Genomic DNA, 15,579 nt, shown 5'->3' on the forward strand with positions numbered 1-15,579 from the left:
GGCGGATCGTGGGCCGATCCTGATTGTTGTAGGCGGCCCGCCAGGCGGGCCGCCACTTTTAGATTAGCGTTTCCAGCTCCGGTACGGCTTCGAACAGGTCGGCCACCAGGCCGTAGTCGGCGACCTGGAAGATCGGCGCCTCTTCGTCCTTGTTGATGGCGACGATAACCTTGGAGTCCTTCATGCCGGCCAGATGCTGGATGGCACCGGAGATGCCGACCGCAATGTACAGCTGCGGCGCGACGATCTTGCCGGTCTGACCGACCTGCATGTCGTTCGGCACGAAGCCGGCGTCGACGGCGGCACGCGAGGCACCGACGGCGGCGCCCAGCTTGTCGGCCAGGGCGTACAGGTGCTTGAAGTTGTCGCCGTTACCCATACCACGGCCGCCGGATACGACGATCTTGGCAGCGGTCAGTTCCGGACGGTCGGACTTGGCCAGCTCTTCGCCGACGAAGGACGACTTGCCGGCATCGGCGCCAGCGCCAACGGCCTCGACGGCAGCGGAACCGCCTTCGGCGGCAGCGGCGTCGAAACCGGTGGTACGCACGGTGATCACCTTCACAGCCGCGCTGGACTGCACGGTGGCGATGGCGTTACCGGCGTAGATCGGACGCTTGAAGGTGTCGGCGCTCTCGACGGCGATGATCTCGGAGATCTGGTCGACGTCCAGCAGGGCAGCGACGCGCGGCAGGAAGTTCTTGCCGTTGGTGGTGGCCGGGGCCAGCACGTGGCTGTAACCCTTGCCCAGCTCGGCGATCAGCGGAGCGACGTTCTCCGGCAGCTGGTGAGCGAAGGCGGCGTTGTCGGCGACCAGGACCTTGGACACGCCGGCGACCTTGGCGGCGGCTTCGGCGGCGGCGCCACAGGCGCTACCTGCGACCAGAACGTGGATGTCGCCACCGATCTTAGCGGCAGCGGTCACGGTGTTCAGAGTGGCAGCGGCCAGGGCGGAATTGGTGTGTTCAGCGATAACCAGGATAGCCATTTAGATTACCTTCGCCTCGTTCTTCAGTTTCTCGACCAGTTCGGCCACGGACTTGACCTTGATGCCGGCGCTGCGGGCAGCCGGAGCTTCGACTTTCAGGGTCTTGACGGTGGAGGCGGTGGAAACGCCCAGGGCGTCCGGGGTGACCACGTCCAGCGGCTTCTTCTTGGCCTTCATGATGTTCGGCAGGGAAGCGTAGCGCGGCTCGTTCAGACGCAGGTCGGTGGTGACGATCGCCGGCAGGGCCAGGGCAACGGTCTGCAGACCGCCGTCGATTTCACGGGTGACATTGACCTTGTCGCCAGCCACTTCGACCTTGGAGGCGAAGGTGCCCTGGGCGAAGCCGGTCAGGGCGCCCAGCATCTGGCCGGTCTGGTTGTTGTCGCTGTCGATGGCCTGCTTGCCCATGATGACCAGCTGCGGCTGCTCCTTGTCGACCACGGCCTTGAGCAGCTTGGCGACGGCCAGGGAATTCAGCTCTTCGCCGGTCTCGACCAGGATGGCGCGGTCGGCACCCAGGGCCAGTGCGGTGCGCAGCTGCTCCTGAGCGGCGTTCGGGCCGATGGTGACGACAACGATCTCGCTCGCCACGCCCTTTTCCTTCAGGCGCACGGCTTCTTCCACGGCGATCTCGCAGAAGGGGTTCATCGACATCTTGACGTTGGCGAGGTCGACGCCGGAGTTGTCCGCTTTGACGCGGACCTTGACGTTGTAGTCGACCACTCGTTTGACGGCTACGAGGACTTTCATTGGCAACTCCTTAAAAAGAACCGGGCCCTGCACGGCCCGGTACCCGATGACGCGGAAACGGACGCGGCTCTAGGCGACGTCCAGCAACGCCGAATAGGCTCTGAGGTGATGATCGTCGTCGCCGAACTGATGGCTGAGCAGCACCAGGCGCTTGGCGTGGTGGGCCAGCACGTATTCCCAGGTCATGCCGATGCCCCCGTGCAACTGCACCGCCTGCTCGGCGATGAGGCGTCCGGCGCGGACACAGATGAACTTGGCGTTGCTCAGTGCGCGCGAACGCTCGACGCTGTCTGCCTGGTCGGCGACGCAGGCGGCGAGAATGACCATGGAGGTCGCCAGCTCCAGCTCGGTGCGCATGTCTACCATGCGGTGCTGCAGTACCTGGAACTTGCCGATGGGCAGGCCGAACTGCTTGCGCGTCTTCAGGTAGTCCAGAGTCAGATCACAGACCTCCTGCATGCTGCCCAGGGCCTCGGCGCACTGGGCGGCGATGGCGCGGCCCTGCTGGTAGCGTAGCGCCGCCAAGGCCGCGCCCGGCTCACCGACGACTTGCGCCGGGGCATTGTCCAGCCACAGTTCGCAGGCTTTCGGCCCATCGGCGCAGGGGTAACCGCGGCGCGTCACCCCGGCAGCCTGGGCATCGACCAGAAACAGGCCGATGCCGGACTCGTCGCGATCCGCGCCCGCGGTGCGGGCACTGACCAGCAACCAGTCGGCGCTGTGCCCGCCGACCACCACGGCCTTGCGCCCGGTCAGGGTCCAACCGCCGTCCCGCTGGCTGGCGCGGGTCTGCACGTCATGCAGCTGATAGTGGCTCTGCGGCTCTTCGCAGGCCACCGCCACCTGCAGGCTAGCGCTGGCGATACCGGGCAGCAGTTCGGCCTGTTGCTCGGCGCTGCCGAGTTGCTGCAGCAGGCCGCCGGCGAAAATGACGGAGGTTAGGTACGGCTCCAGGCACAGGCCGCGGCCCAACTCGGTCATCACCAACATGGTTTCCACGCCGCCACCGGCGAAACCGCCGAGCTCCTCGCTGAAGGGTACGGCGGTCAGGCCCAGCTCGCCGAGCTGCGCCCAGAATTCGGCGCTGTAGCCCAGCTCGCTCTTGGCGTGCCGTTCGCGCGCCTCGAAGCTGTAGGTATCGCGCACCAGGCGGGCGGCGGTGTCTTGCAGCATCTGCTGCTCATCGCTGAGTTTGAAGTCCATATTTTCCCCCTTACAGCTCGAGCATCATCTTGGCGACGATGTTCTTCTGGATTTCATTGGAGCCGCCGAAGATCGACAACTTGCGCAGGTTGAAATACTGCCCGGCCAGGCCAGCGCTGTACTCGGTGTGCAGCGGCTCGGCGCTGCCTTCCAGATTCAGTTCGTCTTCGAGGAACGGCAGGGCGTAGGGGCCGATCACCTTGCGCAGCAGGTGGCTGATGGCCTGACGAATCTCGGTGCCCTTGACCTTGAGGACCGAGCTCTCGGTGCCCGGCACGCCGCCCTGGGCCGCCGCGGCGCAGATGCGCAGGGTGCTGATCTCGATGGCGCGCAGTTGCATCTCCACCTCGGCCACCTGGGCACGGAACAGAGGGTCGTCGAGCAGCGGGCGACCATCGCGCAGTTCGCGGCTGGCGATGCGCTTGAGGTGAGCCAGCGACGCCTTGGACGCGCCGATGCCGGCCAGGCCGGTGCGTTCGTGGGTGAGCAGGTACTTGGCGCAGGTCCAGCCGTCGTTCTCGCGGCCCACCAGGTTTTCCACCGGCACCCGCACGTTGTCGAAGAACACTTCGTTGACTTCGTGCTCGCCATCCAGGGTGATAATCGGCCGCACGCTGATACCCGGCGTGGCCATGTCGATCAGCAGGAAACTGATGCCGCGCTGCTGCTGCGCCTCGGGGTCGGTGCGCACCAGACAGAAGATCCAGTTGGCGTGCTGGCCGAGGGTGGTCCAAGTCTTCTGGCCGTTGACGATGTAGTGATCGCCATCGCGCACCGCACGGGTCTTCAGGCTGGCCAGGTCGGAGCCGGCCCCCGGCTCGGAATAGCCCTGGCACCACCAGTCGGTGCCATCGAGAATACGCGGCAGATAGTGGGCCTTTTGCGCCTCGCTGCCGAACTTGATGATCACCGGAGCCACCATGTTGACGCCGAACGGCACCAGGCGCGGCGCACCGGCGGCGGCACATTCCTCGTCGAAGATGTGCTTCTCGACGGCGCCCCAGTTGGTGCCGCCGTAGGCCACCGGCCAGCCCGGCGCATACCAGCCCCTGGCGCTGAGAATCTTCTGCCAGCGCTGGTGGTCCTGTTTCGACAGGTGCTTGGCCAGGCGTACCTTGGCGGCGATGTCGGCGGGCAGTTCGGCGGCGAGGAAGGCGCGGACCTCGTCGCGGAAGGCCAGCTCCTCGGCTGAATAGTTGATGTTCATGGAGTCTCCTCGTTGCCCGGTGTTCAGGCGATTTCGAACAGGCCGGCGGCACCCATGCCGCCGGCGATGCACATGCTGACCACGACGAAGCGCACGCCACGCCGCTTGCCTTCGAGCAACGCGTGGCCGGTCATGCGCGCGCCGGTCATACCATAGGGGTGGCCGATGGCGATGGAGCCGCCATTGACGTTGAGTTTCTGCGGGTCGATGGCGAGCTTTTCGGCGCAATGGATGACCTGCGAGGCGAAGGCTTCGTTGATCTCCCACAGGCCGATGTCGTCCACCGTCAGGCCGTGACGTTTGAGCAGGCGCGGCACCGCCAGCAGCGGGCCGATGCCCATCTCGTCCGGCTCGCAACCGGCCACGGCGAAGCCGCGGAAGATGCCCAGCGCTGGCAGGTTGAGGCGCTCGGCCAAACGTCCCTCGACCAGCACGCAGGCGCTGGCGCCGTCGGACAGCTGGCTGGCGTTGCCGGCGGTGACGAAGTTGCCTTCACCGCGCACCGGTTCCAGGGCGCGCAGGCCGTCGAGGCTGGTGGATGGGCGGTTGCATTCGTCCTGGATGAGGGTCACGGCTTCTTCGCTGATCTCGCCGCTGTCCTTGTCTTTGACCAGCTTGATTGAGGGCAGCGGAACGATCTCCGCGGCGAAACGCCCGGCGGCCTGGGCCGCGGCGGTGCGCCGCTGACTTTGCAGGGCGAGCAGATCCTGCGCCTCGCGACTGACGCCATAGCGCTGGGCGACTATGTCGGCGGTGTCGATCATCGGCAGCCACAGGTCGGGCTTGAGCCGCATCAGCCCGGCCTCCTGAAGGTGCTGTTGGTTGAGGTGCGGCTGCACCAGACTGATCGACTCGACGCCACCGGCGATCATCGCCGCCACGCCTTCACTGCGAATCGCCTGGGCGGCTTGGGCAATGGCTTGCAGGCCAGAGCCGCAGAAGCGGTTGACCGTGGCCCCGGCGACGCCCAGCGGCAGGCCGGCGGCCACCGCGGCCAGGCGGGCGATATTCTTGCCGGTGGCGCCCTCGGGCAGGCCGCAGCCCAGTACGCAGTCCTCGATCAGCTGCGGATCGATACCCGCGCGCGCCACCGCGTGACGAATCGCATGGCCGGCCAGAACCGCGCCATGGGTGTTGTTGAAGGCACCGCGAAACGCCTTGCCGATCGGCGTGCGTGCGGTGGAGACGATCACGGCATCGGTCATTGGCCGGCCTCCAAGTCGTTGAATGTGCGGCCTTCGGCGGCCAGTCTTTGCAGCAGCGGCGCCGGCTGCCACCAGGCCCCGAAGCGCTCGTGAAATTCGCGGATGCGCGCCAGCACCTCGTCCAGGCCGAGTTGGTCGGCATAGAACATCGGCCCGCCGCGATGGGCCGGGAAGCCGTAACCGTTCAGGTAGATCAGGTCGATGTCGCTGGCGCGCTGGGCGATGCCTTCTTCGAGAATCTTGGCGCCCTCGTTGACCAGGGCGAATACGAGGCGCTCGACCATGTAGGACTCGTCGAGCGCCCGGCGCTCGATGCCCTGCTCCGCCGAGGCGGCTTCCAGCAGAGGCTGCAGCTCGAGGTTGGGCTGCGGCGTGCGCGAACCGGCCTCGTAGCGGTAGAAGCCCTGGCCGCTCTTCTGCCCGAGCATGCCGGCGGCGCACAGTTTGTCCAGCAGGCGCGGCAGCGGGTACTCGGCGGACAGGGCCTGACGCTGGCGCTGACGGATCGCCAGGCCGATATCCAGGCCGGACAGGTCGCGCATGGCCAGCGGCCCCATGACCATGCCGAAGTCACGCAGTGCGCCATCGACCTGCTCGGGAGTAGCGCCTTCTTCCAGCAGAAACTCTGCCTCGCGGCCGTACTGGAAGATCATGCGGTTGCCGACGAAACCGTCGCACACGCCCACCACCACGGCGACTTTCTTCAGGCGCTTGGCCAGGGCTAGGGCGCTGGCCAGCACCTCGTCCGAGGTCTGTTCGCCACGCACCACTTCCAGCAAGCGCATGACGTTGGCCGGGCTGAAGAAATGCAGGCCGACTACATCTTGCGGGCGACGGGTGAAGGCGGCGATCGCGTTCAGATCCAGCGACGAGGTGTTGGAGGCGAGGACGGCCCCCGGCTTGCACACGGCGTCCAGGCGCTCGAACACCTGGCGCTTGACCGTCATGTCCTCGAACACCGCCTCGATTGCCAAGTCCACCTCGGCCAGGGCCTGGTAATCGCAGACCCCGTCGATCAGCTGCAGCCGCTGCTCCAGCGTCTCCTGGCTCAGGCTGCCGCGCTTGACGCTGGCGGCCAGGGTATCGCGGGCGCGCTGCAGGGCACGCTCGGCGGACGCCCGATCGACCTCCAGCAGCTTGACCGGGATACCCGCGCTGACGAAGCACAGGGCGATGCCCACGCCCATGGTGCCGCCGCCGATCACCGCCGCGCTGGCGACCGCGCGGATCGGTGTGTCGACCGCCAGGCCGGGCACCTTGCCGGCCCGGCGCTCGGCGAAGAAGGCGTGCACCAGGGCGGCACGCTGCGACGAAGCCAGGCACTCCTGGAACAGTTCGCGCTCGCGCTTGAGCCCTGCGGCAAACGGCAGCAGCAAGGCGGCCTCGACCGCCGCCACGCAGCGCAGCGGCGAGAACAACCCCGGCATACGCTGCATCACCTCGGTGCGCTTGGCCGTCAGCAGCGCCGCCGTTTCCGCGTCGGCGGCCAGGTGCAACTCACCCGTGCGGCGCACGCCGTGGCCCTCGCGCAGTAGACGCTCGGCGAAGGCGCGGCCGGCCTCGGCCGGTTCGCCCTCGACCAAGGCATCTAGCATGCCGCACTCCAGCGCCTCGCCCGCGGTGATCGGCGCACCGCCGACGATCATCTCCAGGGCCTTGGCCACACCTGCCAAACGCGGCAGGCGCTGGGTGCCGCCCGCCCCCGGCAACAACCCCAACTTGACCTCCGGCAGACCGAGCCGAGCGCTACTCAGGGCCACGCGGTAATGGCAGGCCATGGCCACCTCCAGACCTCCGCCCAGGGCGCTGCCATGCAGCACCGCCACGCTCGGCTTGCTGCAGGCCTCGATGGCGGCAACTACCTCGGGCAGGCTCGGCGCCTGGGGCGGCAGGCCGAATTCCTTGATATCGGCGCCGGCCATAAAGGTATTGCCGGCGCAGAGCAGCACGATGGCCTCAACCTGGGAATCCGCTTCGGCTTCATGGAAGGCTCGCAGCAGGCCTTGGCGAACCGCCAATCCCAAAGCATTGACCGGCGGATTGTTCACGGTGATCAAGGCCAGGTTGGCCCGTCGCTCGAAATGCACTATCGCAGACATAAACACCTCCGAATTTTTCGGAAATATATTTCGCACTGCGAAACTTATGCAAGATTTTTTACGGTTTCGTCAGAAATTTCCTCGCACATACTCCTATCCAGTCCGACCAAACGAGCAGAGGCGGCAGGGGTAACCGCTATTGGCGGCACCCTGTTTCGTCGGGGCGGGAAGGGGGACGGTAAGAGCCGGGCGCTTAGCTCAGCCAACCCTGGGACTTGGCGTGTGCGACCGCCTGGGTACGACGCTCGACGCCCAGCTTGACGTTGATATGCCGCGCATGGCTCTTCACCGTATGCAAGGAGACGCAGAGCTGCTCGGCTATCTGCTGGTTCGAATAGCCTTGGGCGATCAAGCGAAGCACCGCATCCTCGCGCTTGCTCAGCGGGGACTCGCCAGGAGAAGGGTCGAGCAGGGCGAGGCAGCCCTGTCGTTCGCCTGGGGGCGGAAGCGCAGCGCTCAGCCACTCGGGCTGATGTCGCAGCAACCCGCGCAACGGGCGCAGCAGGCCGAGGCCTCGCGCCACATCCAAGGCTTGCTGCAACAACCTGTTCGCGACCGTGGCTTGCCCGGCGAGCAACTGTGCTTCGGCCAGAGCCACCGCGCACTCACAAGCCAGGCTCCGCTGGTCCGAGTCCAAACACTCCTGTTCGAGAGTCTGAAGCGCGGTAACGGAGGGCACGCCACTCCCCAGTCGGGCCTCCGCCAAATGCAGACAGAGGCGATTGCGCAACGGCAGATCATAGAAGCCAGAAGGCGCCAGCAACTCGAGACTCTGGGCATGCCGCTGAACCTGCTGGAAACATTCGAGCGCTCTGCCGGCCTCCCCTTGATGCAGCCACAGCAGCCCCTGGACGTGTTGCAGCGCCCCGTAATAGCGCACCTCCGGCACTTGCAGCCAGTGCATCTGTCGTTCGACTTTGCGCAGTAGTTGCTGCGCCCGATCGAACTCGCCCCGCTCTGCCGCGAGCTCCGCCAAGCCCAGGTAACCGTACAGCAGATAGGCATCCTGGCAGCGCTCGGCCTCTACCAGGGCCGCGCGCAGGGCATGCTCCGCCTCTTCGTCCCGCCCCCGACTGGCGAGCAGCTTGCCGCGCAGCACCATCAAACGCACCAGCACCGGCCCACGCCGCCCGACCTCCAGCATGTCCTGCAGCGACTGCTCGACCTGCTCAAGCGCCCTATCGCTCTCGCCCTGAAGCATCAACAGGTGAACGCGCTCGATACTGAGCAGCGACTCATATGGCAAGTTGCCGCGCTGGCGGGCCAGTCGTAGACCGTCATTGTTGTACTGTCGGGCGGCCGGCAAATCGTTCTCGGCCAACGCTTGCTGAGTCAGGACCTGGAAGCACAGCACGCGCTCCGACCAAGCCGTCGGCGCCAGCATCGCCAAGGCCTCTAGGGCATGCTGGCGCGCCCCCCGGCGGGCGAGTTGGCGCTGCAGCACCGCCTGCACCGTCTGATACTGTGCCAGCAGTTGTTGCTGACGGCGGGCATCGGGTTGCGGCAGGAAGCGAGCGAGGTCAACGAGGCAGGCGTCCACCTCATCCAGCCGGGCACAGATGATCAACGCCCAAGCCTGCAACGTGATCAGTCGTGGCGTGCTGGCGAACACGCCGGCCGGCAGTTCGTCGCGCCAACCAAGAAACTGTGCGACGTTCTGCCCGAGCAGCAGTTTGTCCTGGCCGAATTGCTGCAGATAGGTTGCGGCCACTTCCGGCTGCCCGGCCCAGAGCGCATGTTCCACCGCCTCACGCACTTCCCCCCGGGCGGCAAACCAACGGCTCGCCCGCTCGTGGGCGACGAGCGGTGCAAGGCTGCCCGGCTGGCGCTTGAGCATTGCCAGTAATGGCCGCGGCAGGCGAAACCAGTCGCCAGGGCGACCTTGGTCATGAATCAACAGTTGGCGTTGGCGCAGTTCGACGAAGGCCTGCCCATCACCTGTCTCCAGGCATGCGCATAGCTCTACGCAGAAGCTTGGCATGTAGGCCAACACAGCCAGTTCCTGGCGCAGGCAGGGGGAAAGATCGGCCAACACTTCGCGAGCGATGTACTCCTCCAGCAGAGATGGACAGGCCGCCAGACGCTCGGCCAGATTCTCCGACTCGCCCTGGAGTAGCGGCAGACAGATAGCTGCTAACCACCCCTCGCTGAACTCCAGCAGCGCGGTGCGCTGCTCGACGGGTAGTTTCACTCGATGCCTGTCCAGCAGAGCCGCCAGCTCCTGCTGATCGAGAGCCAGATCATGGGCGCCGAGTTCCAGTAGATCGCCCTGCAGCAGCAGGCGCGGGAAGCTCCAAGTAGGCCGCCGGCGCCCACTGATCCACCAGCGCACGTTGTGGGGGGCACGCTCAAGCAGCTGCCCCAAGCATGCATCGAGTTCTTCGCTGGGTTGTCTGGGATAGTCATCCAGCACTATCCAAAGCGGCTGCTCCTGGCGGACGAGCAACTGGGCAAGCTCAACCTCGGGAGCACCATCGCCAACTTCTTGATGCAGGGCAGTAGCCATGCGCATCAACAATTCGGCCACGCCGGTCGGATGCCCCAACAAGTCGATCCAGATCAGACGAGTATTGGGCCTGGCCTGGCGCATGCACTCGTTGAGCAGCACGCTTTTGCCATAACCGGCGGGAGCACAAATCAGGCTCAACCGACAATCGCGAGCGAGCATGCGCTGGCTCAACCGTGGCCGGGAAACACAGGCTGCCGGCAGTTGGGGTAGCGTGCAGGATTGCAGATTAGCCTCGCTCAGCGGGTAAATAGCATGAACCTCGTCTGACATCGCTTTGGCCGCCTCTTGTTCGGCTGCCAGTTTGACCGATAGCCATTGCCCCGATTATGCCTGTCGGCCCCGCACAGAAAAAAGCGGCCCCAAAGGGCCGCCAAATACAGGAGCAACCGCAAAGGTTCAGCGCACGCCGGCGTTGCGCAATGCCGCAGGAGTGAAATCCTTGATCGAGGCCTGGGTGCCGAACGTGATGGATCGTTTCTCTTCGTTCTTCAGACCGGACGCCACATAGCGCCCGTTCATCAGGTCGTAGAGTGCCTCGAAGGCATTGATAGGTGTCTCGGCAGCGTAGTTCTGCAACAACATGCTCTGGCCGACTCGCCACAGTTGGCCTCGGCCGTCATAGAGTTCGGACACGGCGATCTGCCAGGAGTCCTCATCGACGAAGAAGCGGCGCTTGGCATAAATATTCCGCTCGCCGGCCTTCAAGGTCGCCTCGACTTCCCACACCCGGTGCAACTCGTAGCGCGCCAACTCCTGGTTGGTGTGGCCGGCCTTGAGAATGTCGGCGTACTTCAACTGCGGGGACTCGAGGCGGTAGTTGTTGTAGGGGATGAACATCTCCCGCTTGCCTACCAGCTTCCACTCGTAGCGATCCGGGGCACCGTTGAACATGTCCAGATTGTCCGAAGTACGCAGTCCGTCGGCGGCCGTGCCGGGGCCGTCGTAGGCCACTTGGGGAGCGCGGCGGACACGGCGCTGGCCGGCATTGTAGAGCCAGGCCATGCGCGGCTCCCTGATCTGGTCGAGGGAGTCGTGCACCAGCAGTACGTTACCCGCCAAGCGCGACGGTGCGGTGACTCGTTGCTTGAAGAACAACAAAGCGTTCTCGGCCTTGTCCGCCGACAGGTCCGGCATACCGTCCGGGAACGCGACCTCTTCGTCGAAGTACACCGGTGTGAAGTCGCCGTTGGTTTGCGGCGTCGCCTGCACCGTACTGCGCACCTGGTTACCACCGCGGTAACGGGTCATGTGGTTCCAGATCACCTCCAGTCCATTCTGCGGGATGGGGAAAGGGTAGTAGCGGCTATCCGTAAAGTTTTTCAGCCCATTCCCTCCCTCGATCAGCTCGGTTCGGGTTGCGCTAATTTTGGCCGCCTCGTAGATCGCTGCCGGCGCCGCCGCCGTGCGATGCGTGACATAGACCGGCATCTTGTAGGTCTCCGGGTAGCGCTTGAACATCGCTACCTGACCCGCGGAAAGCCGTTCTTTGTATTGGTCGAGATTCTGGATCGTAATGGTGAACAGCGGCCGCTCGTCGGCGAAGGGGTCGGCAAGAAAGCCTCGCTCATCGGCCTTGCCCGCCCCCTTGCCGAGGCCACCGTTCCAGTCCGGAATGCTGCCGTCGGTATTGCCGGCTTTCTCGCCCCCCAGGGGCGTCAGGCTGGCCCCGAGCTTGGCTGCCTCCTCGGGCGACACTGCGGCGACGACGCTGCTCGTTAGCATGGACAAGGCGAAGGCCGTGACGAGTTTGTTGATTGCTTTCATATGACTAATTCTCTGTGAAGGCTGGATCAGAAGTTCACGCCGAAGCTGATGGCGAGGAAGTCACGATCGATGGCCGAGTTGTATTCGCCACCAAAGAAGTCGGTGTAGGACAGACTGGCCGTGTAGGTATTGCGGTACTCGGCATCAAGCCCAATGCTGGCCGCCTTACTACCTTCATTGAACACCGGGCCGTAACCATCCACGTCATGCGACCAGGACAGGCTGGGCCTGAGATTGATTCCGGCGATGACGTTGCTGTAGTCCCAGGTTGCCTTGGCGCGATACCCCCAGGAGGTCGAGGTATAAAAGCCATGCGGATCCTGGCTGAAGCTACCGAACACCGAGTCTCGGCCGAAACGCAGCCCGTCGGCTTCGGAGCTGGGGAGCCCGCCGATACGGGTAGCGCCGAGCTCGCCCACCAAAGTCAGGCGAGAAGCACCCATGACTCGATCGATGAAATGGGTGAAGGTGGTTTGTACCTGGGTCACCTCCTTGCGACGGTAGCCGGTGTTCTCTGCTCCCGGCGCGGTCTCGATGGGTGACGCGGCGCCGCCGGCGATCGGGTTGAGCAGCGCCCGCGTGAGGTCGGTGCTGTTCAGCTGTAACGGCATGTTCGGCCGGTAGCTCAACTCTCCGGACCAGGCAGTGCCCGTGGGCAGACTGGTGGAAAAGCTCAATCCGTATAGACGGATATCTTCTGGATACTCGAGGAAGTAGCTGCCATTGCCGAGCATTACGCTCTGCGCCAACCCGGAGCGGGCTGGCGCTGGTGTCGCGGCGAGTATCCCCGGCAATGCAGCGAGAGTTCCGGAGCCCGCAGTTTGTGTACTAAAGACGGGAGTTCGACTGTGGTAGTTGATGAAGTAGGCGCCGTACTCGGTCTCATCCCCCAACCAGCGTAATGCCAAGCCAAACTGGCCAGAATCACGCGCATCGCGGTCTCCACCGCGCGGTACGACCACACCTTCCGACGTCACCTCGAACCCCTGCCCCCGGGCAGCTGCGATTGGTTGCAGTGGCGCAATCGCCGATGAGCCTACGGTGTTGTTACGGTCGCAACCATCGGCCGAGACGTCGGATGTGGCGAAGAAGGTTCCACAGTTGTCGGCGACCGTTTGATCCCACTCTAGTTGGTAAAACGCCTCGGCCGAGAGGCTGTCGGTCAACGTCTGAGAGACATAGAACATGTTGACAGGAATCAGCCCCTCTTTGATCTCGGCACCGGGGCGGCGCAAGGCGGCAGCGTCAAGCGGGTTGATGGCATTGATGCTGTTGCCAATGAAGGTGCTCTCGCCCCAGCTGACCACCTGCTTTCCGAGTCGCGCCGAACCGGGCGAATCGCCTAGTGCGTAGTTGTGGTAGACGAAAGCGTCGAGCAACTCCGCACCCGAGGATTTGGCCCCCTCCTTGCGATTGCTATCGCTGATGTCCTTGAACAGACGCTCCTCATCCTTCAACTCGAAGTCATACCAGTACTTGCCACGCAAGAAGACGCCAGTGTCGCCGTACTTCAGCTCCAAGTCGTGGATGCCCTTGAAGATCTTCGAGAAGGTCTCGCCCTTCTTGAAGTTGAGACGGCCATCATCGGCAGTCTGCGACTGCCCTTGGCCACCATTGTTGGGGCCAATCAGATCGCGGTCGGCGCTGCGCATCGACCAACTGGCACCGATCGACAACGCAGAGTCGAGCTGCCCTTCGACTTCACCAAGATTGAATGTGACGGCTTGCGCTTGGGCGGTGCAGCCTAGGGCAACGGCCAGAGCGAGAATGTGCGGCTGGAAGGCTCCGGGGCCTATTGTTGTTCTCATACGGCTCTCCAAAATTTGCAGGATGCGCCGTGAAACCTACTCCCCGACCAGTAGGCTGATAAGTGATCAGAATTGGGATTTTTCAGGTCATTCTTAAGTATGATTTTTCGAGCAAACGTCGTTCGAAATGCAGGCGCGATACGGCCAATTGCCATCGCTGGTAGAGCGTCCGGTTATGAAAACAGTTGGCCTAGAGTCTGCGGCTCAGGCCATCTCAGGTAGCAGGCGACATTGCTCGACTGAAGCGATAGCGACTCGACAAGCTCATGAGAATCACGCAGGCGTGGCGATGGCCTGTGCCTTCCTTTACCAGCCATTCAACCGGGATGCCCCTCCGTCCCGTCACTCTTAGCCGGCAGGCAATCCGAGACGAAACCCTGGGCGCCGACGTTAAAGACACCGCCGGCCCAATGCACGGCGGTTGAACGGGCATGAAAAATCCGATGCCAGGGAATCTGGCATCGGATTCTTGGGGAAGCCTCGGTTGTAGCTCAAATTCCTAAGTGAACAGAGCTACCGCTTAGCCAGCGCCTTTAGCTACCCATCCACAGAGGATAAAGCGCTCTGCGATTAATTGACGGCGTCGCGCAGGGACTTGCCCGGCTTGAAGGCCACGGTGTTGCTGGCCTTGATCTTGACCGGCGCACCGGTCTGCGGGTTCTTGCCGGTGCGGGCACCGCGGTGGCGCTGGAGGAAAGTGCCGAAGCCAACCAGGGTGACGCTGTCCTTGCGGTTCAGCGCGCCGGTGATTTCTTCGAGCACGGCGTTGAGTACTCGATTGGCCTGGTCTTTGGTCAGGTCGGCCTTCTCGGCGATGGCCGCGGCGAGTTCAGGTTTGCGCATAGATGCCTCTTCGACGGTTTGTTGTTGTTGTGTCCGTGCTGTCCGTCCGGAACAGCGCCAAAGGCGCCGCAACGGCTCTGCGCTGCGGCAGACCCGGGGAGGATGGCACGCCATCCGGCACTGCGCCAGTGCTGCCGAGCGCTTAAACCGGGCATGAACACGTCGAACACGACAGAACATGCGCCATTTCAGCCAAAAGTTGATCGACCTCCCGAAATGCCCGGCGCGCTCGCTGCGCCGGGCGCGCATAAGCAAACGGCGGCCATGGCCGCCGTTGGTCGCGCTGCGCTAGGCGATCAGGCGATCTCGATCATCTCGAAATCGGCCTTGCCGACACCGCAGTCCGGGCACAGCCAGTCGGCCGGCACGTCTTCCCAGCGGGTGCCGGCGGCGATGCCGTCGTCGGGCCAACCCTGGCTCTCGTCATAGATCAGGCCACAGACCACGCATTGCCACTTCTTCATGCTCTACCTCATCGCGGGCGGTCTCTGGCGGACCCAGCCCTGGTCAAAAAAACAACAGGCTTTGTACTGATATGGGCGCCAGCGCGCAAGTGTCTGGCGTCGGGCCTCGTCGTGCTAAGCTCGCCGCCTTCCACGGTCGTCGAAGCTGCTGTCGTGCCCTCCTCCGCCCTCGCCCACCCGCCCCGCTGGCTCAGCGCCGCGCAACTGCACCCGGCCCCCGCGCCGTTGTTGCGCGACTGGCTGTTCGACCAGGGCTCGCTGACCCGCCGCCTCACCGCCCTGAGCGCCGAGCGCTTCGCCGTGCGGCCGCTGCAGCAGGGCTGGCAGGTGCTGCGCGCCGACGAATGCGCCGCCCTGCGGGTGCCGGACGGCAGCCAGGGCTGGGTGCGCGAGGTGTTCCTGCTCGGCGCCGGCCAGCCCTGGGTATTCGCCCGCAGCGTGGCGCCGCGCCAGGGCCTGGAGGGCTCCGGCTTCGAGCTGGGCAAGCTGGGCAGCCGCTCGCTGGGCGAGCTGCTGTTCAGCGACCGCGCCTTCGTCCGCGGCGAGCTGCAGGCCTGTCGCTATCCCGCCGCCTGGCTGCCACCCGAGGCGCGCGCCGAGCAGCTCTGGGGGCGACGCTCGTGCTTCCGCCGCGACGGCCTCGGCGTGCTGGTGGCCGAGGTGTTTCTGCCGCCGTTCTGGGAGCGCGCGGCCCAGGCCTAGCCCGAAAACCGCGCGCAGCTTGCGGCCACGACGCGCC

Annotated in this window: 12 protein-coding genes; 1 reads left to right on the plus strand and 11 read right to left on the minus strand. The window is 64.7% G+C overall.

Annotation, left to right across the window (positions count from 1 at the left end; translation table 11 throughout):
• Nucleotides 1–58: 58 nt before the first annotated feature.
• From AAFN46_RS07515 to AAFN46_RS07565, 11 genes are all read right to left on the minus strand, one after another.
• Nucleotides 59–988, minus strand: a complete 930-nt coding sequence (locus AAFN46_RS07515; protein WP_347808075.1) for an FAD-binding protein — start codon at nucleotides 986–988, stop codon at nucleotides 59–61.
• A complete protein-coding gene (locus AAFN46_RS07520) occupies nucleotides 989–1,738 on the minus strand; it encodes an electron transfer flavoprotein subunit beta/FixA family protein (protein ID WP_347808076.1) in 750 nt (249 codons plus the stop codon).
• A 69-nt stretch (nucleotides 1,739–1,807) separates the two neighbouring features.
• The gene (locus AAFN46_RS07525) at nucleotides 1,808–2,941 is read right to left on the minus strand and encodes an acyl-CoA dehydrogenase (protein ID WP_347808077.1); all 1,134 of its coding nucleotides are present in this window, start codon (nucleotides 2,939–2,941) and stop codon (nucleotides 1,808–1,810) included.
• 10 nt (nucleotides 2,942–2,951) lie between these two features.
• Entirely contained in the window at nucleotides 2,952–4,148 is a 1,197-nt protein-coding gene (locus AAFN46_RS07530) for an acyl-CoA dehydrogenase family protein (RefSeq protein ID WP_347808078.1), read from the minus strand.
• Nucleotides 4,149–4,171: 23 nt separating this feature from the next.
• Nucleotides 4,172–5,353, minus strand: coding sequence for an acetyl-CoA C-acyltransferase (locus tag AAFN46_RS07535; RefSeq protein ID WP_347808079.1), 1,182 nt, complete (start codon nucleotides 5,351–5,353; stop codon nucleotides 4,172–4,174).
• Nucleotides 5,350–7,452, minus strand: a complete 2,103-nt coding sequence (locus tag AAFN46_RS07540) for a 3-hydroxyacyl-CoA dehydrogenase NAD-binding domain-containing protein (protein WP_347808080.1) — start codon at nucleotides 7,450–7,452, stop codon at nucleotides 5,350–5,352. Before AAFN46_RS07540 ends, AAFN46_RS07535 begins: the two co-directional genes overlap by 4 nt.
• Before the next feature lie 193 nt (nucleotides 7,453–7,645).
• Nucleotides 7,646–10,120 carry a LuxR C-terminal-related transcriptional regulator gene (locus AAFN46_RS07545; RefSeq protein ID WP_347808081.1) on the minus strand — a complete coding sequence of 825 codons (2,475 nt, stop codon included), beginning with the start codon at nucleotides 10,118–10,120 and terminating at the stop codon, nucleotides 7,646–7,648.
• 237 nt (nucleotides 10,121–10,357) lie between these two features.
• Complete coding sequence (locus AAFN46_RS07550) at nucleotides 10,358–11,725, minus strand: DUF1329 domain-containing protein (protein ID WP_347808082.1); 1,368 nt, start codon at nucleotides 11,723–11,725, stop codon at nucleotides 10,358–10,360.
• 26 nt (nucleotides 11,726–11,751) lie between these two features.
• Nucleotides 11,752–13,533 carry a DUF1302 domain-containing protein gene (locus AAFN46_RS07555; protein ID WP_347808083.1) on the minus strand — a complete coding sequence of 594 codons (1,782 nt, stop codon included), beginning with the start codon at nucleotides 13,531–13,533 and terminating at the stop codon, nucleotides 11,752–11,754.
• Between the two features lie 570 nt (nucleotides 13,534–14,103).
• On the minus strand, nucleotides 14,104–14,376 hold the full coding sequence (locus AAFN46_RS07560) for an HU family DNA-binding protein (RefSeq protein WP_137974570.1): 273 nt from the start codon (nucleotides 14,374–14,376) through the stop codon (nucleotides 14,104–14,106).
• 296 nt (nucleotides 14,377–14,672) lie between these two features.
• The gene (locus tag AAFN46_RS07565; RefSeq protein WP_347808084.1) at nucleotides 14,673–14,840 is read right to left on the minus strand and encodes a rubredoxin; all 168 of its coding nucleotides are present in this window, start codon (nucleotides 14,838–14,840) and stop codon (nucleotides 14,673–14,675) included.
• Between the two features lie 153 nt (nucleotides 14,841–14,993).
• Here AAFN46_RS07565 and AAFN46_RS07570 point away from each other — a divergent pair, with 153 nt between their 5' ends.
• Complete coding sequence (locus AAFN46_RS07570) at nucleotides 14,994–15,542, plus strand: chorismate lyase (protein ID WP_347808085.1); 549 nt, start codon at nucleotides 14,994–14,996, stop codon at nucleotides 15,540–15,542.
• Nucleotides 15,543–15,579 lie beyond the last annotated feature (37 nt).

The sequence above is a fragment of the Pseudomonas sp. CAU 1711 genome, from assembly GCF_039888625.1.
Classification (GTDB): Bacteria; Pseudomonadota; Gammaproteobacteria; order Pseudomonadales; family Pseudomonadaceae; genus Aquipseudomonas.